Source organism: Shinella sp. G-2 (assembly GCF_050172695.1).
Lineage (GTDB): Bacteria > Pseudomonadota > Alphaproteobacteria > Rhizobiales > Rhizobiaceae > Shinella.
On the sequence record NZ_JBBEYH010000004.1, the window covers coordinates 106,508 to 132,292 of the forward strand.

Below are 25,785 nucleotides of genomic sequence, written 5' to 3' on the forward strand. Positions count from 1 at the left end.
GGCGGCTCAGGCCGCCTTCTTGGCCTCGGGAGCGAAGCGGCTGTAGAAGGTCTCGCCCTTGGCGGCCATGTCCTTCAGCAGCGGCGTCGGCTGGAAGTGGCTGCCATAGCTGGCGGCAAGCTTCTCGCACAGTTCCACGAAGGTCTTCACGCCCATGCCGTCGATGTAGGACAACGTGCCGCCGGTATAGGGGGCGAAGCCGAAGCCGAGGATGGAGCCGACATCGGCCTCGCGCGGGTCGGTGACGATGCCCTCTTCCATGGTGCGGGCCGCTTCCAGCGCGATGGTGACGAGCAGGCGCTCCTTGATCACCTTGATGTCGACATCCTCGGGCTTCTGCTGCGGGTAGAGGTCCTTGAGGCCCGGCCACAGCTTCTTCTTCGCCGGCTTCGGCGGGTAGTCGTAGAAGCCCTTGCCGGCCTTGCGGCCGAGGCGGCCTTCGCCTTCCACCAGCTTCGTGACCAGCTCCATGTGGCGCGGATCGACGGAATCGGCGCCGAGATCGGCGATCGAGGCCTTGAAGATCTTGTAGGAGAGGTCGACGGCCACTTCGTCGTTGAGCGAGAGCGGGCCGACCGGCATGCCGGCCATCTTGGCGGCATTCTCGATCATTGCCGCCGGCACGCCTTCGATCAGCATGTCATAGGCTTCGGCCATGTAGCGGAAGACGCAGCGGTTGACGTAGAAGCCGCGCGTGTCGTTGACGACGATCGGCGTCTTCTTGATAGCGGCGACATAGTCGAGCGCGGTGGCGAGCGCCTTGTCGCCCGTCTCCTTGCCGAGGATGACTTCCACCAGCATCATCTTGTCGACCGGCGAGAAGAAGTGGATGCCGATGAACTGGTTGGGACGCCTGGAGTTCTTGGCAAGGCCCGTGATCGGCAGGGTCGAGGTGTTGGAGGCGAAGATGGCGTCCGTCTTCAGCACGGCCTCGATCTTCTCGGTGACCTCCTTCTTGACGGTGCGGTCTTCGAAGACGGCCTCGATGACGAGGTCGGCATCGGCGAGCGCCGCATAATCCGGCGTCGGGGTGATGAGCGCCAGCAGCGCCTCGCCGTCTTCCTTCGACATGCGGCCCTTGCCGACCGCGCCGGTGACGAGGCTCTGGGAATGCGCCTTGCCCTTGTCGGCGGCCTCCTGGTCGCGGTCGATGAGTACGACCGGAATGCCGGCGGCGGCGGTGACATAGGCGATGGAGGCGCCCATGAAGCCGGCGCCGACGACGGCGACCTTCTTCAGCTCCGCCTTCGGCACGCCGGCCGGGCGGCGTGCGCCCTTGCCGAGTTCCTGCATGGAGATGAAGAGCGACCGGATCATCGAGAAGGCTTCGGTCGTCTGGAGGACGTGCGTGAAGTAGCGCTGCTCGATCTTCAGGCCCGTTTCGAAGGGAACCTGCAGGCCTTCATAGACGCATTTCAGGATGGCGAGCGCACCCGGATAGTTGCCCGACGTCTCGCGGCGCAGGATCGCCGGGGCGGCCGGCCAGAGCTGGGCGGAGGCGGGCGTCCAGATGCCGCCGCCGGGGGCCTTGAAGCCCTTTTCGTCCCAGGGCTGAACCGGCTTGAGACCGTCCTTGATCATCTGCTTGGCGGCGGGAATGAGCTGGTCCGGCTCGACGACCTGATGCACGAGGTTCATCGCCTTGGCGCGCGCGCCGGTGAGCGAGGAGCCGGTGGTCATCATCTGCAGGGCGTCCTGCGCATTGGCGAGGCGCGGCACGCGCTGGGTGCCGCCGGCGCCCGGGAAGATGCCGACCTTGACTTCCGGGAGCGCGATCTTGACCGACTTGGCGTTGGAGGCGACGCGGCCGTGGCAGGCGAGCGACATCTCGAACGCGCCGCCCATGCAGGTGCCGTTGATGGCGGAAACCCACGGCTTGCCGGAGGTTTCGAGCTTGCGGAACAGCCAGGTCATGCGGCCGGTGGCGTCGAACAGCTTCTGCACGGCGGTCGCCGGATCGGTCGCCTCGGCATCCTTCAGGAGGTCGAAGCTCGCCTTGATCATGGAAAGATCGGCACCGCCCGAGAAGGAGGACTTGCCGGAGGTGATGACCGCGCCCTTGATGGCGGCGTCGGCGACGACCTGGTCGATGATCCTGTCGAGCTCGTCCATCACTTCGACGGTGAAGACGTTCATCGACTTGTCGGGCATGTCCCAGGTGACCAGCGCAATGCCGTCGGCGTCGGTCTCGATGGTGAAGTTCTTGTATGCGCTCATGGTTTCTCCCCCTCAGTAGAGAATGGGTTCGATCTGCAGCGAGACTGGGCCTCGGCCGCTGTATCCCTGTTTCGTCGTGTTGATGGCGATGAGGCGGCCATGCCGTTCCAGGCGGATGGTGAAGCCCGGATCGACGGCCCTGCGGAGCGCGGAGCGCTTCACCCGCATGGAAAAGCGGATGGAATGCCGGTTGCCCCTGCTGATGACCGTGGTCTGGGCGATACCCCTGGCCGGGGCGTCCATGACACCCTGCTCCTCCAGCCGGATCGTCAGCCGGCCGGGCGGGATGGCGCCTTTCGCCACATAGGTGACGGTGCCCGACAGCACGAAGCCGTCGCTCGCCTCGGCGGAGGACGCGATGAGACCGGCTCCGAGAAGGGCGAGGAAGCTGCGGCGTGTCGTCGGGTTCGTCATGGTCAGACCCGTTCGATCACGGTGGCCGTGCCCATGCCCGCGCCGATGCAGAGCGTGACGAGGGCGGTGTTGAGATCGCGGCGTTCCAGTTCGTCGAGCACGGTGCCGAGGATCATCGCGCCGGTCGCGCCGAGCGGGTGGCCCATGGCGATGGCGCCGCCATTGACGTTCATCTTGTCGTGCGGGATGTCGAAAGCCTGCATGTAGCGCAGGACCACGGCGGCGAAGGCTTCGTTGAGTTCGAAGAGGTCGATGTCGGCGAGCGTCATGCCGGTGCGGGCAAGCAGCTTTTCCGTGACGTCGACGGGGCCGGTGAGCATGAGCGCCGGGTCGGAACCGATATTCGCGAAGGCCTTGATGCGGCCGCGCGGCTTCTTGCCGAGAATGTTGCCGCCTTCCTTCGAGCCGAGGAGGACAGCGGCGGCGCCGTCGACGATACCGGAGGAATTGCCGGCATGGTGCACGTAGTTGATGCCTTCGATTTCCGGATGCGCCTGGATGGCGACGGCCTCGAAGCCGCCCATCTCGCCGGGCATCTGGAAGGAGGGCTGCAACTGGGCGAGCGCCTGCATGTCGGTGCCCGGACGCATGTGCTCGTCATGGGCGAGGATCGTCAGGCCGTTGATGTCCTTCACCGGCACGACGGAATTCTTGAAGTAGCCCTTTTCCCAGGCATGGGCCGCGCGCTTCTGGCTCTCGACGGCATAGGCGTCGACGTCGTCGCGGGTGAAGCCGTATTTCGTGGCGATCAGGTCGGCCGAAACGCCCTGCGGCATGAAATAGGCCGGGAAGTTGACCGAGGGATCCATGAACCAGGCGCCGCCCGACATGCCGAGACCGACGCGCGACATCGACTCGACGCCGCCGGCGATCACCAGGTCGTCCGCGCCCTGGGCGATCTTGCCCGCGCCGAAGTTCACGGCGTCGAGGCCGGAGGCGCAGAAGCGCGAGATCTGCATGCCCGGCGCGCGGGTCGAATAGCCGGCCTCGAAGGCGGCGGCCTTCGGGATCACGGCGCCGGCATCCATGACGGGATCGACGCAGCCCATGACGATATCGTCGACCTTGGTCGTGTCGAGCCCGTTGCGGTCACGCACCGCCTCCAGCACCTTGGCGGCAAGGCGTACGGACGGCACTTCGTGCAGCGAGCCGTCCTTCTTGCCGCGCCCGCGCGGGGTGCGCACGTGATCATAAATGAAGACGTCGGTCATTGTCTCTTCTCCCTGGCGGCGCGATTGCGCCCTAGAATTCATGGCTCGCGGCTAGGCGACTGTAACCCCTCGCCCCGTGATGGGGGAGAGGGGGAAAAGCGTCAGAACGCCTCGGCGGCAAGTTCCATCGTCGTGTCCGCGCCGGCCTCGATGCGCGTCTTGCGCAGGCCGGTTTCCGGCATCAGGCGTTCCATGAAGAACTTCGCCGTGATCAGCTTGTTCTTCAGGAAATCTTCGCGTGCGCCTGCGCCGTTCGCAAGGCCTTCCTCGGCCGCCTTGGCGATCTTCGCCCACATGTAGCCGATGACGACGAGGCCGAAGAGATGCATGTAGTCGGTCGAGCCGGCGCCGGCATTGTCGGGCCTTGCCATGGCGTTCTGCATGAACCACATGGTTCCGGCCTGCAGGTCGTTCAAGCCCTTCTTGAGCGCCTTGGTGAAGGACGCGAGTTTCTCGTCGTTGCGGTTCTCCTCGCAGAAATCGCCGATTTCCTTGAAGAGGGCCATGACGGCGCGACCGCCATTCATGCCGAGCTTGCGGCCAACGAGGTCGAGCGCCTGGATGCCGTTGGCGCCCTCGTAGATCATGGCGATGCGCGCGTCGCGCACATACTGGCTCATGCCGTGCTCTTCGATATAGCCGTGACCGCCGAAGACCTGCTGGGCCATGACGGCGTGGTCGAAGCCCTTGTCGGTGAGCACGCCCTTGAGGATCGGCGTCATCAGGCCGAGAATGTCGTCGGCGGCCTGGCGTTCCTTCTCGTCGGCGGCGCGGTGGGCGATGTCCGACTTCAGCGCCGTCCAGAGCGTGAAGGCGCGGCCGCCTTCGGTCCAGGCTCTGATGGTCATCAGCGCGCGGCGGATGTCCGGATGGACGATCAGCGGGTCGGCCTTGCCGTTGGGGTTCTTCACGCCGGAGAGCGAGCGGCCCTGCAGGCGCTCGCGGGCATAGTTGGCGGCGTTCTGGTAGGCGACTTCGGCAATGGACAGGCCCTGCAGGCCGACGCCGAGACGGGCTTCGTTCATCATGACGAACATGGCGTTGAGGCCCTTGTTCTCCGTGCCGATGAGGAAGCTCTTGGCGTCGTCATAGTTCATGACGCAGGTCGAGTTGCCGTGGATGCCCATCTTGTGCTCGATGGCACCGCAGGCGACCGTGTTGCGCTCGCCCGGCGTGCCGTCGTCCTTGAGGATGTATTTCGGCACGATGAAGAGCGAGATGCCCTTGACGCCCTCGGGCGCGCCCTCGATGCGGGCAAGCACGAGGTGCACGATGTTCTCCGACATGTCGTGCTCGCCGGCGGAGATGAAGATCTTCTGGCCGGAAATCTTGTAGGAGCCATCGGCCTGCGGCACGGCCTTGGTGCGCAGGAGGCCGAGGTCGGTGCCGCAATGGGGCTCCGTCAGGTTCATCGTGCCGGTCCAGGTGCCCTCGACCATCTTCGGCAGATAGGCGGCCTTCTGTTCGTCGGAGCCGTGCACGAGGATCGCGGCGATCGCGCCCTGCGTGAGGCCCGGATACATGGTCAGCGCCATGTTGGCCGAGGACATGTATTCGCCGACGGCGGTGTGCAGCACGTAGGGAAGGCCCTGGCCGCCAAATTCTTCCGGCACGGCAAGGCCCATCCAGCCGCCCTGACGGTAGAGGTCATAGGCTTCCTTGAAACCTTTCGGCGTCACGACCGTCGCATCGTCGTTGCGCTTGCAGCCTTCCTGGTCGCCCGAGAGGTTGACCGGGAACAGCACTTCCTCGGCGACCTTGGCGGCTTCGCCGGCGATCGCTTCCAGCATGTCGCCCGTCGCGTCGGCAAAGCCCGGCAGGTTGTTGTATCGCTCGAGCGACAGGACGTCGTTCAGGATGAAAAGCGTGTCATTCACGGGGGCCTTGTAGATCGGCATTTCTCGCGTTCCTCACCTATGCCACGGACGGGCGTCCGGTCCTTGGGCAGGGAGTGTATAAAACTTTGACGTTTGCGTAAACGTCAAAACGCGAAAGGCGGCGAATTTTTCGTCGGGCGGGCCGGGTGTCGCTGCACTCCGGCGGTGTCTCCCGGGGCCCTCACGAGGGCCGTCGAGGCGGGCAGGCCTGCCACATCCTCTTTCTCCCCGAAGGCGGGGCGAGGGGCAGGGGGCGACTTCCTTCCGGGGCCTCCAGTCGAAGCCCTCGACCGAAACCGTGTGTCCGACGAACGCTGCCCGAACCGTCCCGCAACCGTGCATCTTTCCCGCTCCGGCCCAGTCTATGAGCAAATCGTTAAAAAATTTCCGGGCGGATTAACCCCTTGTTTACCACGTTTCATGAATTGTGGCGCTTGAGGGCGTGGGATCGGGAATCATCTCGTTTTCCTCTGTGACCTCCGGGCGGACGGCCCGGGATGGACAGGGACGATACGGATTCCCCCGCATGCGGTGATGACGGCGAAGACAGACTTTCGCCGGAACGGAATGAAGGGCGCAGCCGGGCGGGCAGCGCCAGGTATCTCCCGGCAGGCCGGACGGCCGCCAAAGCGAGGCGAAAGATGAACGGATCGCGAAACCCGCAACGTCCTAGCGAACGGTCTTCGCTCGACGCGCTGAATCGCACCATCGAGGGGCTGGAAGCCCGCATCGAAGGCCTGATGGCGAACGGCCGCGATGCCCGCGGGCGCGGTGACGACGGCCGCGGCCGCAGCGAGGAGCGCTTCGCGCCGCGCGGCGAGCAGGCCCGCTACGAGCATCCCCAGCGCGCCATTCCATTGCGCGACGACCCGGTCTCCGAGATCATGCAGCGCCAGCGCGCCATCGAGGGCGGCCGTGAACGCGTCGCCCAGCGCGTCGAGCGCCGCACGCCCTCCACCGACCACTACGCCGCCGCCCAGCAGGCCCACACCGCCTACGGCACCACGCCCGCCCGCGCGGAAGGCCCCGTCGAGGATATCGCCAAGGCGCTCGTTTCGCTGCGCCAGGATCTCAAGAAGGACATCGCCGACGGCCTCGAGCGCGAGATGCAGTCGCTGCGCTCGGAAATCCGCGGCATCCGCCAGATGGCCGAAGGCCGCGGCGGCAGTGACGACGTGCGCGCGGAACTCGCCCGCCTCTCCACCGGCATCACCCAGCTCGGCCGCCAGTCCGGCCAGACGGACGGCCTGCGCGTCGAATTCGACGAACTGCGCTCCGTGCTCGACGGCCTTGCCCGCGAAGATTCCGTGCGCCGCATGGAAGACCGCTGGAGCGGCGTCGAGCAGAAGCTGTCCGCTTTCGACCAGACGCGCGACGACGAACTGGTGGCGCTCGCCTACCGGCTCGACGAGTTGAAGACCCAGATCAATACGATGAGCGCCACGCCGGCGATCCGTGCGCTGGAAAGCAAGATCGAAACGATCGCCCAGTCGGTGGAAATGCTCGGCCGCCACGGCGAACCGGACAGCGGCCGCTTCGTTTCCGCCGTCGCCTCGCAATTCGAGGGACTGGATGCGCGCCTCGACGAGATCAGCCGCGCCATTGCCGCCGCCGGCCGCGCGCAGCAGTCGCCCTCCGCCGATCACGGCATGATGCAACGCCTGGAAGGCCGCATCGCCGACCTCGCCGGCCAGCTCGACATGATGGCCCGCCGCCCCGTTCCGGCGGCCGACCACGGCCTTGCCACGCGCATCGAGGCGCTGGCGAGCCGCATCGAGGAAATGTCCAACGAACGCACGGCGCTGCGCCTGGAAGAGCGCATCGAGCACCTGTCGCTGATGCTGGAACAGAACCAGCAGGCAGCGCCCGTTCTGGCGGGCGGCGACGAGCTGGCCTATTTCCTCTCCGACATTTCCCGCAAGATCGACGCGCTCGACCAGGGCAGCGTCAACACCGAACTGGCCGACCGGCTCGACGCGCTGGCCCGCCGCATCGACAATCTCGATGCGCCCGTCGGCAGCCCGTTCCAGGAGGATCGCTTCTCGCATATCGAAGGCCGCCTTTCGGCCATCGCCGACCGGCTCGACGCGACCCGCACGGCGCCCGCCGGCGACCAGGAAGCGCTGCGCGGCCTCGAAGCGCAGATCGCGCATCTCTCCACGCTGATCAGCGCACCGTCGGCTGCTGCCTTCCCCGCCGCATCGCCCGACGTCGAGAGCCGCCTTGCGACCATCGAAGACTATATGGCGACCAATGACGAATATATCGTCGAGGCCGCCCGCCAGGCGGCAGAGGCCGTGATGGAAGCCTACCGTCATGCCGGTCCGGCCGCGGCCGCCAACACCGACATGGAAGCGATCGCCGGCCTTGCCGACGACCTGCGCGCGCTGGAGGAACTGACCCGCTCGAGCGAGGAGCGGACCGCACGCACCTTCGATGCGCTGCACGACACGCTGGTGCAGATCGCCGGCCGCCTCGAAAGCCTCGACGGGCCGCGCGAAACCTTCGGCCGCCGCGAGGCGGCGATGCCGCGCGCCGAAATGCCGGCAATGGATCTCGGCCGCCAGGCCCAGCCGGCCGCCAGCCTCAGCGGCAACGACTACCCGTTCGACGACGACGCCTTCGGCACGACGGACCTGCGCGAGACGGCTGTTGCCGCGCCGCAGGAGGAAAGCCGCTTCGCCGAGATCGAGGTGGAGCACATTCCGGTGCCCGAGCGCGCCGAATACATGGACGAGATTGCCGAAGAGGCCGTCTCCTCCGTTGACGATGCCGCCGAGACCCATCCGAAGGGTGGCCTTCTCGCCGGCCTGAAGCGTCGCTTCGCGCCCGGCCGCAAGGAGACCGTGCCGCAGGCCGCGCGCCACCAGATCGATCCGACGCCTTCCATCGACCCCGCCGACGAACTGGCCCCGGAAGAGGCGAACCAGTTGCTGGAGCCCGGCTCCGGCGTGCCTGACGTGCGCCGCATCCTGGAGCGCGTGCGCGCCGGTCAGGCCTCCGGCGGCCGCGCCGCCGCTGGCAACGAAGGCGACAAGGCCGATTTCATCGCCGCCGCCCGCCGCGCCGCCAAGCTTGCCGCCGAGGAAGCCGACACGATTTCCCGCGTCGCCCCGGCCCGGAAGGCGGAAAAGTCCGCCAAGGGCGAAAAGCCGGCTTCGGCCCTGTCGCGTCACCGCCGGCCGATCCTGCTTGCCGTCGGTGCGGTGCTGCTCGCCATCATGTCCTATCCGCTGGTCAGCACGCTGGTGAGCGGCGACGAAGCGCCCGTCGTCGTCGAACAGACGGCGGTGACGAGCGAAAAGACGGCCGGCGCCAATGACACCGTGACCGCGAATACCGCCGCCGCCCCCGTCATCGAGGAAAAGACCGTCACCGAGCCGGTCCCGGCCGAAACGGGCAGCGAGCGCAGCCTGGCCGCCCCCGACAAGAGCGCGAGCCTCCAGACGACACCGACCGAGACCGCCGCCAAAGACGACGACGTGATCGCCGCCCCGGCCGTGACGGAAGACAACGCGACCGCCGGTTTCGAGCCGGTGACGACGCCGGAAGCCGAGCCGCTGGCCGGCAAGGACACGACGGCCGAAGTCGAGAAGGCGCCGGTCGATGCCATGCAGACGGCGGCCATCGTCGTTCCCACCGCTATCACCCCGGCGTCGCTTTCCAAGGCAGCCGGCGAGGGCGACCCGCTGGCGCTGTTCGAGATCGGCGCACGCTATACGGAAGGCCGCGGCGTCGCCACGGACCTGAAGGAAGCCGCCCGCTGGTACGAGCTTGCCGCCGCCCGCGGCTTCGCTCCGGCCGAGTACCGCCTTGCCAACCTTTATGAAAAGGGCCAGGGCGTCGAACGCGACCTGAACCGTGCCCGCCAGCTCTACGAGGTCTCGGCCGAGAAGGGCAATGCCAGTGCCATGCACAATCTCGCCGTTCTCCTGGCGACAGGCATCGGCGATGCCGCGCCGGACTTCAACGCGGCGGCCAAGTGGTTCCAGAAGGCTTCGGAACTCGGCGTGCGCGACAGCCAGTTCAATCTCGCCATCCTCTATGCGCGCGGCAACGGCGTGAAGCAGGATCTGGAAGAGTCCTACAAGTGGTTCGCCATCGCCGCTCGCGACGGCGACCACGACGCGGCCCAGAAGCGCGACGAGGTGGCCAACGCCATGCGTCCGGAACAGCTCTCCAGCGCCAAGGCGAAGATGGAGCTCTGGAAGCCGCAGGCGCTCGACGACAAGGCGAACTCGGCCGATCTTCCCGACGAATGGGTCGGCAAGCCGACGAAGACCGCGAGCATCGACATGAAGAAGGCGATCCGCAACATCCAGGCCATCCTCAACAACAACGGCTTCAATGCCGGCACGCCGGATGGCGAGATGGGCAAGAAGACGGTCGCCGCCATCAAGGCCTTCCAGAAGTCCGTCGGCCAGACGGAAACCGGCGAGATCGACGACGCGCTCGTCACCGAGCTTCTGAAGCGCAACAAGCAGCCGGGCTGACCCGGCGGCGGAGAGGCCCGATGACAGGGCTTCTCCGGTTGACTTGATCCCATCCCGAGGGCATGACGCTCACCCATGGCGCCGCCAATCGTCCACCCTGGTGTTCACGATGTGCGACAGGCGCCGGGGCATTTTGATCTGCCGTATAATTTCATCCTTAAATCGGCCCCGATTTGCGGAAAGATGCGGATAGAAATTCATGTCGCTCCAAGATGATAACGCCTTCGACAAACGTCATCATCCCTGAGGGCGCAAGGGCGCGCCGTTCGGGCTGCGCCCCGTGACCGATCCTTGCGGAATGCAAGGCGCGACCGGCCGATGGAGGGGGTCTCCTTTCCATGGCAGGGCGCTTCCTTGCATTTTGGGCCTGCCGAAGAGGAGCCGCGGCAGGCACGAGGAATAAATGCGGCTGCAGCACATCTTTGTTTTAAGCAATTTCAGCGAGACTGCGTCGCACGCTTGCCGGAATTGCTCAGGAGCCTCCGCGAGTGCGGGGAATTGCCGATCGGGGTATCGTTGTGACTGTCTATCTGCCCATCGCAGAGCTTTCGGTGAACATCTTCATCATTCTCGGCATGGGTGCGGCCGTCGGTTTCCTGTCCGGCATGTTCGGCGTCGGCGGCGGCTTCCTCATCACGCCGCTCCTCATCTTCTACAACATCCCCCCGATCGTCGCGGTGGCAACCGGCGCCAACCAGGTGGTCGCCTCCTCGATCTCCGGCGCGCTCTCGCATTTCCGGCGCGGCACGCTCGACGTCAAGCTCGGCACGGTGCTGCTCTTCGGCGGCCTTGCGGGCGCCACGGTTGGCATCTGGATCTTCGCGCTCCTGCGCAGCATCGGCCAGCTCGATCTCGTCATCTCGCTGCTCTATGTCGTGCTGCTCGGCACCGTGGGCACGCTGATGCTGCTCGAAAGCATCCGCGCCATGCGCCGCTCGGCCAAGAACCAGCCGGTCTCGCTGCGCCGGCCCGGCCAGCATAGCTGGGTGCATCGCCTGCCGCTGAAGATGCGCTTCAAGAAATCGAAGATCTATCTCTCGGTCATCCCCGTCATCGGGCTCGGCTTCGGCATCGGCATCCTCACCTCCATCATGGGCGTCGGCGGTGGTTTCATCATGGTTCCGGCGATGATCTACCTGCTGCGCATCCCGACCAATGTCGTCGTCGGGACCTCGCTGTTCCAGATCATCTTCGTCACGGCCTATACGACCATCGTGCAGGCGACGACCAACTATTCCGTCGACATCGTACTCGCCTTCATCCTCATGGTGGCGGGGGTGATCGGCGCGCAATACGGCGTGCGCGTCGGCCAGAAGCTGCGCGGCGAACAGTTGCGCGCGCTGCTCGCGCTGCTCGTGCTTGCCGTCGGCGCCCGCCTTGCCGTGGACCTCGTCGTCACGCCGGACGACGTCTATTCGGTCGTCAGCGAGGGGGTCTATCGATGAAGATCCTCGCCGCCCTTCTCCTCGTTCTCGGCCTTGCCGCGCCGGCCGGCGCGCAGGTTCTGGAGGACAAGCCGGTCAACTTTCCCGAGAAGCTCGAGATCGGCATCTCCACCGACGAGATCGCCATCTCCTCGGATTTCCGCGGCGCGGACCTGACGATCTTCGGCGCCATCGAGGGCTACGATCCCTCGCTGCTGGCCCAGGGCAAATACGATATCGTCGTGGCGCTGGAAGGACCGAAGGACAACAACACGGTGCGCATCAAGGAGCGCGTCTTCGGCATCTGGGTCAACCGCCGCTCGATGACCTTCGAGCTGGTGCCGGAATCCTATTCGCTGTCGAGCACGCGCGACGTGGAGACCATCGCGGCCCCCGCCATGCTCAACGGCGTCGGCGTCGGCATCCAGCACATCCGTCTCTCGCCCATCGGCTATGTCGGCGACGGCTCGAAGCTCACCGAATTCCGCGACGCCTTCCGGCGGCTGAAGGAAAGCGGCGGCTTCTACCAGCGCGATCCGGGCGGCGTGCAGTTCATCAGCGCCAGCCTGTTCAAGGCGACCGTCAAGCTGCCGGCGAGCGTGCCGAACGGCACCCATGTGGTGCGCGCCCATCTCTTCCGCGACGGCGTCTTCATCGCCGAAAAGGCGCTGCCGCTGCGCGTGATGAAGACCGGTCTCGAGCAGATGATCTCGAATGCCGCCTACAACAATTCGCTCGCCTATGGCGGGCTGTCGGTGTTGCTGGCGCTGCTGACGGGCTGGCTCGCGAGCGTCGTCTTCCGCCGGGACTGATCAGCCGGCCGCCGCCTGCCGGGCGACGGTCGCGAGATAGGCGGCCTGCAACTCGTTGAACACCGAGCGGGCCGGCGGCGGATTGCCGAGATGGATGGCGCGCAACTCCTCCATGAACGCCTCCCACAGGGCGGGGCCGCCCTCTTCCAGCAGTTCGGCGCGGATCGACAAATCCTTCGTCACCGGCAGGAAGCGCCGGCCCCAGGCGCCCATCATGGCAAAGACCGGCACCAGCGCGATGCCCATCTCGGTAAGGCTGTAGAGCGCCTTCTGCTTGTGGCTCGGATCGTCTTCCCTGGTGATCAGCCCTTCCTCGACGAGGCGGCGCAGACGATCGGCGAGAATGTTCGAGGCGATGCCCTCTTCCGATTTTGTCAGCAGTTCGCGGAAATGACGGCGGTTGCCGAACATCATGTCGCGCAGCACAATCAGGCTCCAGCGGTCGCCGAGGATTTCCAGGGTCAGGTTGATCGGGCAGCCGGAGCGGCGGGCATCTTTCATCAGGGTCTCCAAAACTGCTTGCATAATACAATCGGTTTCGCTATCCATCAACCAGTTGCAAATGACAACTGGTTTGGCTTTTTGACGCGGCACGGTCCGCAAGGGAGGACAGGACGATGGCAAAGGTAATCATCTGGAATCTCGTGACGCTCGACGGGTACTTCGAGGGCGGGAAGAAATGGGATCTCGACTTCCACAACCGCGCCTGGGGACCGGAACTGGAGGCGATGAGCACGGAGTTCGGTGCACTGGCGGGCCTGCTGGTCTTCGGCCGCGTGACCTACGAGGGCATGAAGGCTTACTGGACGACGGCGGAAGGTGAGGGCGAGGTGAAGGCCTTCATGAATGAGCTGCCGAAGCTCGTCGGTTCGCGCACCATTGCCTCTTCCGACTGGAACAACACCGAGATGACGGCCGATATCGTCGGTGAGATCGCCCGCCGCAAGCAGGCGCTGGACAAGACGATCTACATCTTCGGCAGTGCCGCGCTTTCGGACACGCTGCTGAAGGCCGGACTGGTCGACGAGGTCATGCTGGCCATCGTGCCCGTGCAGCTCGGCGAGGGCACGCCCTTCTTCAAGGAAGGCGCCCGGCGCGACTTCGACCTCATCGAGGCAAGGCCGCTGTCCAATGGCACCATCCTCGTGCGTTACACACCGGAACAGATGGCTGCGTGAGGGCGGTAAACATTTCTTGATGGGCGGCCGTGAAACAAATCACGGTGCTGACCTCTTCGGCGGTTAAGGCGGGTTGCGAGACACGCGGCCCGCCGCGTCCTTTGCGGCCGAACCAAGGGGAAATGCCATGCGCCTCAGCCTACGTCTTGCGGGCTCCATGCTCGCCATCTCGCTTCTGACCGTGCCAGCCCTGGCCCAGACAACAGGGACCGCGGAGACGGGGGAGGCCAATGCCCCGGACCAGAAGCCCGCCTTCGAGAACCAGACCCGTGCGGCGCTGCCCGATGCCATCCCGCAGATCAGCGTCGACATCGTCGCGGAAGACCTTCCCCATCTCTGGGCCATGGAATTCCTGCCGGACGGGCGCATGCTGGTGACGGCGAAGGATGGCGCCATGCACGTCATCCTGCAGGAGAACGGCGAGGCGAGCCCGCCCGTCGAGGGCGTGCCGGCGGTGGTGACGGCGGGGCAGGGCGGCCTGCTCGACGTGGCGCTCGCGCCGGATTTCGAGACCTCGAACCGTATCTATTTCTCCTTCTCCGAACCGCGCGACGGCGGCAACGGGACGTCGGTCGCCACGGCGCGCCTGACGGAGGAGGAGGGCAAGTTCGCCCTTCAGGACGTGACGGTGATCTACCGGCAGATGCCGACCTATGACGGCGACAAGCATTTCGGCTCGCGCCTGGTCTTCGGCCCCAAGGGCGAACTCTACGTGACCGTCGGCGAGCGTTCGGACCCCGAGACGCGCGTCGGCGCACAGGACCTCGGCAGCGGTTTCGGCAAGGTGTTTCGTATCGACGCGGAGGGCAAGGCGCTCGCCGACAACCCCTTCGTCAAGACGGACGGCGCCCTGCCGGAAATCTGGAGCTATGGCCACCGCAACCTGCAGGCCGCGACGCTGGATGGCGAGGGACGGCTGTGGACCGTCGAACACGGGCCGAAGGGCGGCGACGAATTGAACCGGCCGGAGGCGGGCAGGAACTACGGCTGGCCGAAGGTGACCTACGGCATCGACTATAGCGGCGCACCGATCGGCGAGGGCATCACCGCCCTCGAAGGCACGGAGCAGCCGGTCTATTACTGGGATCCGGTCATCGGCCCCTCCGGCATGGCCTATTACGCCGGCGATGCCATTCCCGAATGGAAGGGTTCCTTCCTGATCGGCGGGCTCGTCAGCAAGGGGCTCGTCGTGTTGCATATGGACGGCGACCGGGTTGCCCGTGAGGAGCGCGTGCCGCTCGATGCACGCGTCCGCGATGTCAAGGTCGCGCCCGACGGTACGGTCTTCGTGGTGACGGAAGAGCAGGGCGGGCCGTCGACGATCCTTCGGCTGGTCAAGGCGAAGTAAGGAGGCGCGTGTCTCCTAGAGCATGTCCGGTTCAGATTGAACCGGACATGCTCTAAATTCTTTTGTTTTCGTTTGTCTTTTCGGGGAAACCGGTTCCCACTTTTCCCTGACAAACTCTAAGGGCGCGCGCTCAGCCCCTCAGATTGGCGAAGCGGACCGAATAGATGCGGTCGCGGCCGAGCATGTGGGCGACGAGGTTCGGCCGGTCGAAGAGACCGGTCATCGCCTTGTGGCGAAGGTCGAGGCCGCCGGTGAGCACACCGAAGGCCGGCATCAGCAGGCGTCTTCCATCGGTGGCGAAGCAGGGGCGGCGCACGGCCTTTTCGCGGCGGATGACGGTGGCGGCGGGATGGAGATGCCCGGCGATCTCGCCCATCGGCGCGGCGAGTGACGGCTCGTGGCGGAAGGCAAGGCCCGCATAGTGCAGTTCGTCCGCCGATTGGCCGGGCAGGTCCACGGTGCCGTCGGGATCGTGGTTGCCGTTGATCCAGATCCATTCGCGCCCGCGCGCGAGATCCGCGATCTTCGTGCGGAAGATTTCCGGCAGATGGGCCGAGCCGACGCGGTCGTGGAAATTGTCGCCGAGGCTGACGACGATGGCGGGGTCGTGCCGCAGGATGACGGCTTCCAGCACCTTCAGCGTGGCAAGCGTATCGTAGGGCGGCAGCAGCATGCCGCGACGGGCGAAGGCGGCGCCCTTTTCCAGGTGCAGGTCCGAGACGACGAGCAGGCGCGTTTCCGGCAGGTAGAGCGCGCCGAGGGGATCGCACACGGCCTCGACGCCGGCGACAAGCGTGCGCGCCGACGCAGCGCCGAAATCCTGAATGTCCATCGCTGCCAGCGCCAGTCTCTGCATGCGCGTCGTTCAATCCCTGGAGCATGTCCGGCCGAAACGGTTCGCTTCGGCCTCGAACAATGCAATAAAACAAGTGGTTAGAGCTGTCCCGGCGAACCGGTCGTCACCGGAATGGCTCTAGATGTAAGTCTCGCCCATCGCCTCGGCGATCAGGTCTTCGGCGGCCTCCGCCAGCAGGGCATCCTGTGCCTCGCCCGCCACCGGCTCCTTGCCGATCTCCAGCATGATCGGCACGGCGAGCGGCGAGATGCGGTCGAGCCGGCGATGGGTGATGTGGCCCTTGATTCGCGCCAGCATATCGCCCAATCGCTGAATATCCAAAAGCCCCGCCGCCGCATCGTTGCGCGTGGCCTCGAGCAGGATGTGATCCGGCTCGTGGCTGCGGAGCACGTCGTAGATGAGGTCGGCGGAGACCGTGACCTGCCGCCCGGTCTTTTCCTTGCCCGGATGGCGCTGCTCGATAAGACCGGCAATCACGGCGCAATTGCGGAAGGTGCGCTTCAGCATGAAGCTTTCGTCCAGCCAGGCCTCGAGATCGTCGCCCAGCATGTCCTCGTCGAAGAGGCTTGCCAGCGACGGGCGCTCGACGGCGAAGGCATGGCCGAGATCGTCCAGCGCCCAGACGGCCAGCGAATAATCCGTGGCGACGAAGCCGAGCGGGCGGCGGCCGGCGCGCTCCAGCCGGCGGGTCAGCAGCATGCCGAGCGTCTGGTGCGCCAGGCGCCCCTCGAAGGGATAGGCGACCATGTAGTGGCGGCTGCCGCGCGGAAAGGTCTCGATGAGCAGCTCGTCGCGCTTCGGCAGGGCCGAGACGTCGCGCTGAAGGGCGAGCCAGTCGCGCACCTGTTCGGGCAGCGCGCCCCAGCGCTGCGGGTCGTCCAGCATGCCGCGCACCTGCTCGGCGAGATAGGTCGAGAGCGGAAACTTGCCGCCTGCGTAAGCCGGCACTTTCGGATCGAGCGAGAAGGCCTGGGAGACGAGGCATTCGTTCTCGCGGATGCCCTCGAAGCGCAGCACCTTCCCGGAGAAGAGGAAGGTGTCGCCGGGGCTGAGCATTTCGAGGAAATATTCCTCGACCTTGCCGAGCGAGGCGCCGCCGCGCCCGATCGCGCCCTTCGCACCGCGCTTGACCATGCGCACGTTCAGCATCGGCATCTCGACGATGGTGCCGAGATTGAGGCGGTACTGCTGGGCGACGCCCGGATTGGAGACGCGCCAGAGGCCGTCCACCGTCTTGCGGATGCGGGCATAGCGCTCGTAGGTCTTGAGCGCGTAGCCGCCCGTCGCCACGAACTGCACGATGCGGTTGAATTTTTCGCGCGAAAGCCCCGTATAGGACGAGGCGGAGGTGATCTCGGAAAACAGCATGTCCTCGTCGAAGGGCGCGGCGCAGGCCATGCCGAGCACGTGCTGGGCGAGCACGTCGAGCGCGCCCGCGCCGACGGGGGGCGTGTCCTGCGCGCCGAGATAATTGGCGTCGAGCGCGGCCTGGCACTCCATCACCTCGAAGCGATTGGCGGGGACCAGGATGGCGCGGCTCGGCTCGTCCATGCGGTGGTTGGCGCGGCCGATGCGTTGGGCAAGGCGCGAGGCGCCCTTCGGCGCGCCGACATGGATGACGAGATCGACGTCGCCCCAGTCGATGCCGAGATCGAGCGTGGAGGTGGCGACGACGGCGCGCAGACGGTTTTCCGCCATGGCCTGCTCCACCTTGCGCCGCTGGCCGACATCGAGCGAGCCATGGTGGAGAGCGATGGGCAGCGTGTCCTCGTTGATGTTCCAGAGTTCCTGGAAGAGGATTTCCGCCTGGCTGCGCGTGTTGACGAAGAGCAGGGCGGTCTTGTGGTCCTTGATCGCCGCATAGACCTCGGGCATCGCGTATTTTGCCTGATGCCCGGACCAGGGCACGCGCGCCTCGCTTTTGAGGATGGTGATGGTGGGCTTGGCCCCGCCCGGCGCGGTGACGAGACCGGCATGATTTTCCTGGTCCGGCGCCTGCTCGACCAGCCAGCGGCGAAGATCCATCGGCTCGGCGACCGTCGCGGAAAGACCGATGGTCCTGAGCCCCGGGGCAAGACGTCGCAGGCGCGCAAGACCGAGGGAGAGGAGATGCCCGCGCTTGGAGGTGACGAGCGAATGCAGCTCGTCGAAGATGACGTATTTCAGGTCCTTGAAGAAGCGTTGGGCCTCGCCGTTGGCGATCAGCAGGGCGACCTGCTCGGGCGTCGTCAGCAGGATATCCGGTGGGTTGAGGCGCTGGCGCTGGCGCTTGGCCTGCGGCGTGTCGCCGGTGCGCGTCTCGATGGTGATGGGCAGGCCCATCTCCGTGACGGGTTTGGTCAGGTTGCGCTCGATATCGACGGCGAGCGCCTTCAGCGGCGAGATGTAGAGCGTGTGGATGCCGGTAAAGGCGGAGCCCGGCGGGATCTTGCCGCGCTGCGTGAGATCCGTCAGGGCGGGCAGGAAGCCGGCGAGTGTCTTGCCCGCGCCGGTCGGGGCGATGAGCAGCAGGCTTTCGCCCGCCGTGGCGCGCGCGAGCAGCTCCATCTGGTGGGCGCGCGGCTGCCAGCCCTTGGCCGCGAACCAGTCGGCGAAGGATTTGGGCAGGAGAGAGAGGCCGGCGGCAGAATCGGTGCTGTTCACGCGCCTAAGCTAGTGACGGCGCATCGAATGTGAAGCGGCCCCCCGCAAAAATCACAGCGCGAAAAATCCCATCGCGAAACATCACATGGCGATATAGCGGTCGGCGCGGTGGTTGACGGTGAGGAAGAGGTTCAGCACTACGGCGCCGACGACCGAGCAGAGCACGATGAAGGGCGCGGCGACGGAGAAGGCGGCGACCAGAACGACGAGATCGAAGGCAAGCTGCACGAGGCCGGCGCGGATGCCGAAGCGCTCCTGCAGGTAGACGGCGAGCACCCCGACCCCGCCGAGGCTGGCGCGGTGGCGATAGAGGCCGAGCAGGCCGAAGCCGAGCAGGATGCCGGCCAGCACCGCCGTCCACATCGGATCGATGCTCTCGATGCGCACGAAATGCGGCTGGAGCTCGGTGATGGCCGAGGTCATGGCGACGGCAAGGATTGTCTTGATGGTGAAGGCCCAGCCGAGGCGCTTGAGGGCAAGCACGTAGAACGGGATGTTCACGACGGTATAGTAGAGGCCGAAGCTGACGCCCGTGAGGTAGTGCAGGATGAAGGCGACGCCGGCGGTGCCGCTCGCCACCAGGCCGGCGCTGCCCATCAGGGCAAGACCGAGCGCGGCGATCATGCTGCTGGCGAACAGGCCCTGCGCATCTTCCAGCGGCGTATGGCGGGTGGGTGAGGGATTCCAGAAGCCGAAACGCCGTTTTTCGCCGTCCATGGCCGATCTCCGATAATGTCTTGCTGTTGTATAGGGCCGCGCCGCTTGCGCAAGCCTATCCCTGCCGCCGGGCAAGGAAGAGGAGGCCGTGCACCGGCTGGCCGGCATCCTGGCGGATCACGCTCTTCTCCATCGCGACGAGGTCGAAACCGTTCTCGGCAAGCCGCCTGAGGATGAAGGCTTGCGGGTGGGCATAGCGCAGCGAGGGGCGCAGCAGCGGCGTGTCGCCCGCCCCGCCGTCCTCGACGGAAAAGGCGAAGAGAGCACCGGGTTTGACAAGCCGCGCGACGCTCGGGAAGACCTCGGCGAGATCGCCGAGATACATCAGCACGTCGGCGGCGCTGACGAGGTCGGCGCGCGCAGGCGGCGCATCGGCGAAAAGACCGCTTTCCTGGGCGGGGCGGGAGAGATCGGCCTGGGCGAGATGGTCGTAGACGGCCTTCTCCGCGGCTTTCGCCAGCATGCCGGCCGAAAGGTCGTAGCCTTCGAGCCGGCCGGCCTCGGCGCGGAATTCCACGCCGAAAAGGCCGGTGCCGCAGCCGATGTCGCAGACGAGGCCGAACCGGGCATCCTTGCCCGCATGGGCGCGAACGAGGCGGGCGAGCGTCTGGGGCACCGTGTAGTCGAGCTTTGCGACGAGCGCGGTGTCGAAACGGTCGGCATAGTCGTCGAAGAGGCGTTCGACATAGGGCGTCGGCGGCGTCGCGGGAGCCTCTGCCGCGCCGAGCACGGCGCGTTTCAGTCCGGCGCCGAAGATGTCGGTCGGGTCGAGTGCGACGACCTTTTCGAGCGCGGCCACCGCCGCCTCCTTCCGGCCCGATTTCTCGGCATATTCGGCGAGCCGGAACCAGCCGGCGGCCCAGCCAGGCACCTGTTCGAGCGCCTGTTCCATCAACTCCGCGGCCTCCGCGAACTCGCCCGATTCCGCGAACATGCGAGCATAATCGGCGCGACGGTCGGCGATGAGATCGCCGGAGGAGAAATGCGGGCTCGTCATGGGGCGCTTTGCGTTGGGAAACGGACGCCGCTACATGGCAGGGCCGCGGCAAAAGGCAAGCGAATTCTCGTGAGGGCCGCTTGCTTGTCGCGGGACCGGCGACGGCTTATCTGGGGTGCAACGGAATTTTTGGAGAATCAGTGATGTCGAATGGCGTGAACGGCTTCCTCGGCGATACACCGGTCCGCGTGATCATCAAGCTCCTGATCCTGTCGGTGGCCGTGGGCTTCCTGATGTCGATCTTCGGGCTCTATCCGGACGACATCCTCTTCGCCGCGCGCGACTTCGTGCTCGATCTGTGGAACACCGGTTTCAAGACGCTCGGCCGCCTCGGCGACTACCTGCTGCTCGGCGCCGTCATCGTCGTGCCGATCTTCGTCCTCATCCGTCTCCTGAGCTATCGCCGCTGACTATGCTGTCCCGTCGCGCCCTTCTCGCCACGTCCATGGCGGCGCTTGCCGCCGGCTGTTCCACCACGAGTGTGCTTGCCCCCTCGGCCGGCACCGGCAGCGACCAGACGCCGGCTTCGCTCGCCCTCGTCAACAAGCTGCGGGCCGATCGCGGCCTCTCGCCGCTCACCCTCGACAAGGCAGCGCAGCGCGCGGCGATGGACCAGGCGAGCCGCATGGCCGCGGCAGGCAGGATGGAACACAATATCGGCCTCGGCGCGAACTTCCTGAAGCGCATGAAGGGCATGGACGTGCCGCTTCCGGCCGCCGAAAACATCGCGGTCGGACAGGACGGCGCCGCCGCGGCCTTCGAGGCGTGGTATCGCTCGCCGAAGCATCTCGAAAACATGCTGGGGGCCGGCTATCGCGGCCTCGGCGTCGCGGTGGTCTCCAATCCCGCCTCGGGTGGGCGGCCCTATTGGGCGATGGTGCTTTCGAGCTGAGGGATTTGCCCTTCGCCCCGCGAGCGGGGAGATGGTGCCTTAAGGCGATGAGGGGCTGCAGGGCGGCCGGGGGGAAGGCATGAGCGCGACGACGGTGGAAGAGAACGAAGGCGCCGGCCCGTTTGCGGTGACGCACCGGCTGGTGCTGTCCATCGCCATTCCCATGACGCTCGGCTTCCTGACGACGCCGCTGCTCGGCCTTACCGACACGGCGGTCGCCGGGCGGCTCGGTTCGGCGGATGCGCTGGCGGGACTGGCGGTCGGGGCCATTCTCTTCGATCTTCTGCTCGGCAGCTTCAATTTCCTGCGCGCCTCCACCACGGGCCTCATCGCGCAGGCCTTCGGCCGCGGCGCCCGGCGCGAGGAACAGGCGGTGTTCTGGCGCTCGCTCACCATCGCGCTCTGTTCCGGCCTCGTCATCGCCGTCCTGTCGCCGCTGCTGCTTTCGGCCGGTCTCTTCCTGATGGCGCCCTCGCCGGGCGTGGCGGATGTGACGTCCACCTATTTCATCATCCGCGTGCTCTCCGCGCCCATGGCGCTTGCCAACTACGCCCTGCTCGGCTTCGTGCTGGGGCGCGGGCAGGGCATGACGGGTCTGCTGCTGCAGGCGATCATCAACGGTATCAATATCGTCCTCTCCATCTCGCTCGGCCTCGGGCTCGGCTGGGGCGTCGCGGGCATCGCCTGGGGCACCTTCGCCGGCGAGACGGTGGGCGCGCTGGCCGGTTTTCTCATCGTCGTCCTGCGTTTCGACCGGGCGCACCGTCCGGCACGCGGGGAAATCTTCGCGCGTGAGCGCATGAAGGCGCTGTTCTCGCTCAACCGTGACATCATGATCCGCACCTTCGTGCTGATCGGCGCCTTCGCCATCATGACGCGCATCGGCGCGTCGATGGGGCCGCTGGCGCTCGCCGCCAATGCGGTGCTGATGAACATCTTCCTGGTTGCCGGCTACTATCTCGACGGTCTTGCCAATGCGGCCGAGCAGCTGGTCGGCCGCGCTTTCGGCGCGCATTTCCGCCCGGCCTTCGACCGCGCGGTGAAGCTCACGCTGCTCTGGTCCTTCGGTCTCGGCACAGTGACGACGCTGCTCTTCCTCCTTTTCGGCGCCGATGTGATCGGCCTGTTGACGACGACGGAAAGCGTGCGGGCGGAAGCGGTGCAATACCTGCCCTGGGCGGCGCTGACGGCGATTACGGGTGCGCTCGCCTTCCAGATGGACGGGGTCTATATCGGTGCGACCTGGTCCTCGGCCATGCGCAACATGATGCTGGCGGCCTTTGCGGGATATCTTCTGGCGCTGGCGGTCTTCGTGCCGCTGCTCGGCAATCACGGGCTCTGGCTGTCGCTGAACCTCTTCCTGACATTCCGGGGGATCTTCCTGGCATGGCGCCTGCCGGCACTGGCGAGCCGGCAGTTCTCCTGAGGGGCAGGTGCCGTCAGGACGGCTGGTCGAGCTGGGCGTCGATGTCCCTGCCGTCGATCGGCTTCTTCGCGCGAACCGGTTTCAGCCGCGCGATCCTGTCAGGATTTTCCGCCGTCGGGTTTTCCGGCACGGTGCCGGGCGGAAGCGTGTTGCGGGCGATATCCGCCGTGCTGGCGCGTTCCGACGCTTCCTTTTGACGGGGCGCGGCCGGCGCATCGAGATCGGGGCGCAGGATCAGCCCGCTCTGCGCCTGCCGCACGGCCTCGCCCTCCTCTTCATGGATTTCCGCGCGGGCGCGGAGCCAATGAGAATATTCACGGCCTTCCGGGCGGCCTTCGGCCTCCCAGATTTCATGCGCCCGTTCGCGGACCCTTTCGTCGTGATCGTCCATTCGTCGTCCCTTCCTAGCCGTTACGGCCGCTTGGGCGGGATCGGTGCAGGCTACCGTCGACGCATGCCGGCTTCTGCCGAACACTCCACCCGCCTGAGAGAAACCCGGGCGGGCGGGTTTGGTTCCCCCTTTGTCGCGTCAGAGGGCGCGATCCGCCCAGTGGGCGGTGCGGGTGCCGCGAAGCGCGGCGATCGATCCGATCTGCTCGCGGTCGCAGATCCGCGAGAGGCCGGTCACGATCTCGCCGGGCAGCGTCGGGCCGGCATAGACCATGCAGGAATAGAGCTGCACGAGGTTCGCCCCGGCGCGGATCTTCTCCGCCGCCGTCTCGGCCGATGAGACGCCGCCGACGCCGATGATCGGCAGGGTTTCGCCGACGCGCCGGCGCATCTTGGCAAGCGCGATGGTGGATTTTTCGAAGAGCGGCTTGCCGGAAAGGCCGCCCGATTCGCCCGCCTGGCGCGTGTCGCGAAGTCCGTCGCGCGACAGCGTCGTGTTGGAAACGATAAGGCCGTCGAGCGGATGGGCGAGGGCGACCTCGGCGATATCGTCGAGGCCTTCTTCCGTGAGGTCGGGCGCGATCTTCAGGAAGACCGGCACGGCGCGGCCGCTGCGCGCCTGTTCCTCGGCGCGCGCGGCAAGCACGGCCGAAAGCAGCGCATGCAGGCTTTCCTTCGCCTGAAGGTCGCGCAGGCCCGGCGTGTTGGGCGAGGAGATGTTGGCGGTGAAATAGCGTGCGACGTCGTAGAAGGTGCGGATGCCCGCCACATAGTCGGCGATGCGGTCCTCGCTGTCCTTGTTCGCGCCGATATTGACGCCGATGAGCGCATCGCGCTTGCAGGCCTTCAGGCGCTGCAGGGCGGCGGCATGGCCTTCGTTGTTGAAGCCGAGGCGGTTGATGACGGCGTCATCCTCGATCAGGCGGAAGATGCGCGGCTTGGGATTGCCGGCCTGCGCGCGCGGGGTGACGGTGCCGATCTCGGTGAAGCCGAAGCCGAGACGCAGCAGCGCCTCGGGAACCTCGGCATTCTTGTCATAGCCGGCGGCCATGCCGAGCGGATTGGGGAAGGCAAGGCCCGCGACGGTCTGGGCGAGACGCGGATCGGCCTTGGCCGGGCAGGCGGGCACGAGGCCGGTCTTCAGCGCGGCGATGGAGAGGCCGTGCGCGGTTTCCGGATCGAACAGGAAGAGGCCCTTGCGGCCGAGGGCGGAAAAGAGCGACATCAGAGGGACATCTCCGGGAACTGGTGGGCGCCGTCCTCGCCGAGCGGCAGGGGTTTTTCCCAGACGACGGCGGAAAGCGGCAGGTCTGCGTAAAGGTGGGGGAAGAGGTCGCCGCCGCGCGAGGGCTCGAAGACGAGCTTTTCGCCGAGCGCGTCGGCATCGACGGCGATGAGAAGAAGATCGGCCTGGCCGGCGAAATGGCGGGCCACGGTTTCCTTCGCCTGCGGGGCGGTGGAGAAATGGATGTAACCGTCGGTAAGGTCGATGGCTGCGCCCTTGAAAATCCCGGCGTCCTTCGCATTTTGCCACAGACTTGCCGGAACGATCTTGTAGATTGTTTTGGCCATCTCGTCCGTTACTCCCTTGCCTGCCGTACTCACCGGTAGCGCTTGCCGCAAAGAACGGCGAATGTCCACCGGCGACAGGCCCGGAAACCGGCTCTTGGAGGATTTTGCATGCGAATCTCTGCTCTGCCCCTGACCGTCGCCGCCGTGCTGCTTGCGGGCGCCGCCCATGCCGAAGGCGAGGGCCGCTATCGCATGGAGAAGACGGAGACCGGCTTCATCCGCCTCGACACCGCCTCGGGCGAGGTTTCACTCTGCCGGGAGAAGGACGGGCAGATCGTCTGCCGCATGGCGGCGGATGAGCGCGCGGCCTTCGAGAAGGAGCTCGATCTCCTCACCAAACGCGTCGAGGCGCTGGAAAAAGGCGGGGTGAACAGCGAGACGGCGGCAAAACCGTCCCTGCCGACGGATGAAGAGATTGACCGGACCATGACCATCATGGAAAAGATGATGCAAAGGTTCATGGGCATCGTGAAAAACCTGGAGGACGGCAAGGAGGACGCCGCCCCCGGGAAAGACACGGACCCGCAGAAGACCTGACGGACCATTCTGCGCCGGCAAGGCCGTGCCGCATCCGTCGCGAGGTCCAGACACCCTGGGGAGGGACGCATGGCATCGGCACTCACGATCATCATTGCGGACGATCATCCGCTGTTCCGCGGCGCGCTGAAACAGGCGCTGACCGGAATGGCGGGCAATCCCGATATCGTCGAGGCCGGCGATTTCGACGCGGCGCGCAAGGCGGCCGCCGACAATGCCAATGCCGATCTCCTGCTGCTCGATCTCGCCATGCCCGGCGTCAGCGGCCTTTCCGGTCTCATCTCGCTGCGTGCGGAATTCCAGAGCCTTCCCGTCGTCATCGTCTCGGCGAGCGACGACCCGGCCACCATCCGCCGCGCGCTCGATCTCGGCGCTTCGGGCTTCATCTCGAAATCGGCCTCCATCGAGGATATCCGCGAGGGAATCTCCTCGGTGCTGGAGGGAAACATCTATACGCCCGGCGGCTATGTGCGCGGCCCGGAACAGGACAGCGAAGTGGCCGATCTCATCGCGCGGTTGCGCACGCTGACGCCGCAGCAGTCCCGCGTGCTCGCCATGCTGGCCGAGGGCCTGCTCAACAAGCAGATCGCCTATGAACTCGGCGTCTCCGAGGCGACCATCAAGGCGCATGTCTCGGCGATCCTGCTGAAGCTCAATGTCGACAGCCGCACGCAGGCAGTCATCCAGCTCGGCAAGATCGGCGCGGCACAGGCTGCCGCCTGAGGGCTGTCCTGCGTGGTTCCCCTCGTCTGTTCGTAAGGGAGGGCTATCGCTTCGCAGA

At 66.2% G+C, this 25,785-nt stretch carries 22 protein-coding genes; 10 read left to right on the forward strand and 12 right to left on the reverse strand.

All coding sequences use genetic code 11. The annotated features are described in order from the left end of the window. Positions 1-6: 6 nt before the first annotated feature. The 4 genes from V8U06_RS09580 to V8U06_RS09595 form a co-directional block, all read right to left on the reverse strand. Complete coding sequence (locus V8U06_RS09580; protein ID WP_427140448.1) at positions 7-2,217, reverse strand: FAD-dependent oxidoreductase; 2,211 nt, start codon at positions 2,215-2,217, stop codon at positions 7-9. A 12-nt stretch (positions 2,218-2,229) separates the two neighbouring features. Continuing rightward, positions 2,230-2,631 carry a YbaY family lipoprotein gene (locus V8U06_RS09585; protein WP_226920565.1) on the reverse strand — a complete coding sequence of 134 codons (402 nt, stop codon included), beginning with the start codon at positions 2,629-2,631 and terminating at the stop codon, positions 2,230-2,232. Positions 2,632-2,633: 2 nt separating this feature from the next. Further along, positions 2,634-3,842, reverse strand: coding sequence for an acetyl-CoA C-acetyltransferase (locus V8U06_RS09590; RefSeq protein ID WP_427140449.1), 1,209 nt, complete (start codon positions 3,840-3,842; stop codon positions 2,634-2,636). A gap of 101 nt (positions 3,843-3,943) precedes the next feature. Beyond that, positions 3,944-5,740, reverse strand: coding sequence for an acyl-CoA dehydrogenase C-terminal domain-containing protein (locus V8U06_RS09595; RefSeq protein ID WP_427140450.1), 1,797 nt, complete (start codon positions 5,738-5,740; stop codon positions 3,944-3,946). 620 nt (positions 5,741-6,360) lie between these two features. On the opposite strand from V8U06_RS09595, the gene V8U06_RS09600 reads away from it, so the two are divergent. From V8U06_RS09600 to V8U06_RS09610, 3 genes are all read left to right on the forward strand, one after another. Next, positions 6,361-10,212 (forward strand): peptidoglycan-binding protein, encoded by a 3,852-nt coding sequence (locus V8U06_RS09600; RefSeq protein WP_427140451.1) that lies wholly within the window; start codon positions 6,361-6,363, stop codon positions 10,210-10,212. A 518-nt stretch (positions 10,213-10,730) separates the two neighbouring features. Continuing rightward, positions 10,731-11,657: a sulfite exporter TauE/SafE family protein gene (locus tag V8U06_RS09605; RefSeq protein WP_226920560.1), complete on the forward strand. Its 927-nt coding sequence runs from the start codon at positions 10,731-10,733 to the stop codon at positions 11,655-11,657. After that, complete coding sequence (locus V8U06_RS09610; RefSeq protein WP_427140452.1) at positions 11,654-12,448, forward strand: TIGR02186 family protein; 795 nt, start codon at positions 11,654-11,656, stop codon at positions 12,446-12,448. Before V8U06_RS09605 ends, V8U06_RS09610 begins: the two co-directional genes overlap by 4 nt. Here V8U06_RS09610 and V8U06_RS09615 read toward each other — a convergent pair whose 3' ends face one another. Beyond that, entirely contained in the window at positions 12,449-12,949 is a 501-nt protein-coding gene (locus V8U06_RS09615) for a winged helix-turn-helix transcriptional regulator (RefSeq protein WP_427140453.1), read from the reverse strand. It abuts the gene before it with no gap. 116 nt (positions 12,950-13,065) lie between these two features. Between V8U06_RS09615 and V8U06_RS09620 the strand changes: the two genes are divergently transcribed. Together V8U06_RS09620 and V8U06_RS09625 are read left to right on the forward strand one after the other, a co-directional pair. Beyond that, positions 13,066-13,626, forward strand: coding sequence for a dihydrofolate reductase family protein (locus V8U06_RS09620; RefSeq protein WP_427140454.1), 561 nt, complete (start codon positions 13,066-13,068; stop codon positions 13,624-13,626). Positions 13,627-13,753: 127 nt separating this feature from the next. Continuing rightward, positions 13,754-14,974, forward strand: coding sequence for a PQQ-dependent sugar dehydrogenase (locus tag V8U06_RS09625; RefSeq protein ID WP_427140455.1), 1,221 nt, complete (start codon positions 13,754-13,756; stop codon positions 14,972-14,974). Between the two features lie 130 nt (positions 14,975-15,104). Here the strand turns inward: V8U06_RS09625 and pdeM are convergent, their stop codons facing one another. The 4 genes from pdeM to V8U06_RS09645 form a co-directional block, all read right to left on the reverse strand. After that, positions 15,105-15,830, reverse strand: a complete 726-nt coding sequence (gene pdeM / locus V8U06_RS09630; RefSeq protein WP_427140456.1) for a ligase-associated DNA damage response endonuclease PdeM — start codon at positions 15,828-15,830, stop codon at positions 15,105-15,107. 117 nt (positions 15,831-15,947) lie between these two features. Further along, complete coding sequence (locus V8U06_RS09635; protein ID WP_427140457.1) at positions 15,948-18,473, reverse strand: ligase-associated DNA damage response DEXH box helicase; 2,526 nt, start codon at positions 18,471-18,473, stop codon at positions 15,948-15,950. 81 nt (positions 18,474-18,554) lie between these two features. Beyond that, a complete protein-coding gene (locus V8U06_RS09640; RefSeq protein WP_226920553.1) occupies positions 18,555-19,190 on the reverse strand; it encodes a YitT family protein in 636 nt (211 codons plus the stop codon). Between the two features lie 55 nt (positions 19,191-19,245). After that, entirely contained in the window at positions 19,246-20,187 is a 942-nt protein-coding gene (locus V8U06_RS09645) for a methyltransferase domain-containing protein (RefSeq protein ID WP_427140458.1), read from the reverse strand. A 143-nt stretch (positions 20,188-20,330) separates the two neighbouring features. Between V8U06_RS09645 and V8U06_RS09650 the strand changes: the two genes are divergently transcribed. The 3 genes from V8U06_RS09650 (at position 20,331) to V8U06_RS09660 (ending at position 22,505) form a co-directional block, all read left to right on the forward strand. Further along, entirely contained in the window at positions 20,331-20,597 is a 267-nt protein-coding gene (locus tag V8U06_RS09650) for a DUF6460 domain-containing protein (protein ID WP_226920551.1), read from the forward strand. A 2-nt stretch (positions 20,598-20,599) separates the two neighbouring features. Continuing rightward, positions 20,600-21,079, forward strand: a complete 480-nt coding sequence (locus V8U06_RS09655) for a CAP domain-containing protein (protein WP_427140459.1) — start codon at positions 20,600-20,602, stop codon at positions 21,077-21,079. A 79-nt stretch (positions 21,080-21,158) separates the two neighbouring features. Further along, on the forward strand, positions 21,159-22,505 hold the full coding sequence (locus V8U06_RS09660) for an MATE family efflux transporter (RefSeq protein WP_427140460.1): 1,347 nt from the start codon (positions 21,159-21,161) through the stop codon (positions 22,503-22,505). Between the two features lie 13 nt (positions 22,506-22,518). On the opposite strand, the gene V8U06_RS09665 is transcribed toward V8U06_RS09660, so the two are convergent. From V8U06_RS09665 to V8U06_RS09675, 3 genes are all read right to left on the reverse strand, one after another. Continuing rightward, on the reverse strand, positions 22,519-22,896 hold the full coding sequence (locus V8U06_RS09665) for a DUF2934 domain-containing protein (protein ID WP_427140461.1): 378 nt from the start codon (positions 22,894-22,896) through the stop codon (positions 22,519-22,521). A 138-nt stretch (positions 22,897-23,034) separates the two neighbouring features. Further along, complete coding sequence (locus V8U06_RS09670; RefSeq protein WP_427140609.1) at positions 23,035-24,123, reverse strand: quinone-dependent dihydroorotate dehydrogenase; 1,089 nt, start codon at positions 24,121-24,123, stop codon at positions 23,035-23,037. Next, positions 24,120-24,536 (reverse strand): DUF952 domain-containing protein, encoded by a 417-nt coding sequence (locus V8U06_RS09675; RefSeq protein ID WP_427140462.1) that lies wholly within the window; start codon positions 24,534-24,536, stop codon positions 24,120-24,122. The genes V8U06_RS09670 and V8U06_RS09675 overlap by 4 nt, the downstream gene beginning before the upstream one ends. A gap of 39 nt (positions 24,537-24,575) precedes the next feature. Between V8U06_RS09675 and V8U06_RS09680 the strand changes: the two genes are divergently transcribed. Further along, entirely contained in the window at positions 24,576-25,004 is a 429-nt protein-coding gene (locus V8U06_RS09680) for a hypothetical protein (protein ID WP_427140463.1), read from the forward strand. Positions 25,005-25,073: 69 nt separating this feature from the next. Next, positions 25,074-25,727: a response regulator transcription factor gene (locus tag V8U06_RS09685; protein ID WP_226920544.1), complete on the forward strand. Its 654-nt coding sequence runs from the start codon at positions 25,074-25,076 to the stop codon at positions 25,725-25,727. Positions 25,728-25,785: the final 58 nt, after the last annotated feature.

Bases quoted from the DNA above. Each gene is read 5' to 3' on its own strand.
- V8U06_RS09580 (WP_427140448.1), bottom strand. From the start codon at position 2,217: ATGAGCGCATACAAGAACTTCACCATCGAGACCGACGCCGACGGCATT.
- V8U06_RS09585 (WP_226920565.1), bottom strand. From the start codon at position 2,631: ATGACGAACCCGACGACACGCCGCAGCTTCCTCGCCCTTCTCGGAGCC.
- V8U06_RS09590 (WP_427140449.1), bottom strand. From the start codon at position 3,842: ATGACCGACGTCTTCATTTATGATCACGTGCGCACCCCGCGCGGGCGC.
- V8U06_RS09595 (WP_427140450.1), bottom strand. From the start codon at position 5,740: ATGCCGATCTACAAGGCCCCCGTGAATGACACGCTTTTCATCCTGAAC.
- V8U06_RS09600 (WP_427140451.1), top strand. From the start codon at position 6,361: ATGAACGGATCGCGAAACCCGCAACGTCCTAGCGAACGGTCTTCGCTC.
- V8U06_RS09610 (WP_427140452.1), top strand. From the start codon at position 11,654: ATGAAGATCCTCGCCGCCCTTCTCCTCGTTCTCGGCCTTGCCGCGCCG.
- V8U06_RS09615 (WP_427140453.1), bottom strand. From the start codon at position 12,949: ATGAAAGATGCCCGCCGCTCCGGCTGCCCGATCAACCTGACCCTGGAA.
- V8U06_RS09620 (WP_427140454.1), top strand. From the start codon at position 13,066: ATGGCAAAGGTAATCATCTGGAATCTCGTGACGCTCGACGGGTACTTC.
- V8U06_RS09625 (WP_427140455.1), top strand. From the start codon at position 13,754: ATGCGCCTCAGCCTACGTCTTGCGGGCTCCATGCTCGCCATCTCGCTT.
- pdeM (WP_427140456.1), bottom strand. From the start codon at position 15,830: ATGCAGAGACTGGCGCTGGCAGCGATGGACATTCAGGATTTCGGCGCT.
- V8U06_RS09640 (WP_226920553.1), bottom strand. From the start codon at position 19,190: ATGGACGGCGAAAAACGGCGTTTCGGCTTCTGGAATCCCTCACCCACC.
- V8U06_RS09645 (WP_427140458.1), bottom strand. From the start codon at position 20,187: ATGACGAGCCCGCATTTCTCCTCCGGCGATCTCATCGCCGACCGTCGC.
- V8U06_RS09650 (WP_226920551.1), top strand. From the start codon at position 20,331: ATGTCGAATGGCGTGAACGGCTTCCTCGGCGATACACCGGTCCGCGTG.
- V8U06_RS09655 (WP_427140459.1), top strand. From the start codon at position 20,600: ATGCTGTCCCGTCGCGCCCTTCTCGCCACGTCCATGGCGGCGCTTGCC.
- V8U06_RS09660 (WP_427140460.1), top strand. From the start codon at position 21,159: ATGAGCGCGACGACGGTGGAAGAGAACGAAGGCGCCGGCCCGTTTGCG.
- V8U06_RS09665 (WP_427140461.1), bottom strand. From the start codon at position 22,896: ATGGACGATCACGACGAAAGGGTCCGCGAACGGGCGCATGAAATCTGG.
- V8U06_RS09680 (WP_427140463.1), top strand. From the start codon at position 24,576: ATGCGAATCTCTGCTCTGCCCCTGACCGTCGCCGCCGTGCTGCTTGCG.
- V8U06_RS09685 (WP_226920544.1), top strand. From the start codon at position 25,074: ATGGCATCGGCACTCACGATCATCATTGCGGACGATCATCCGCTGTTC.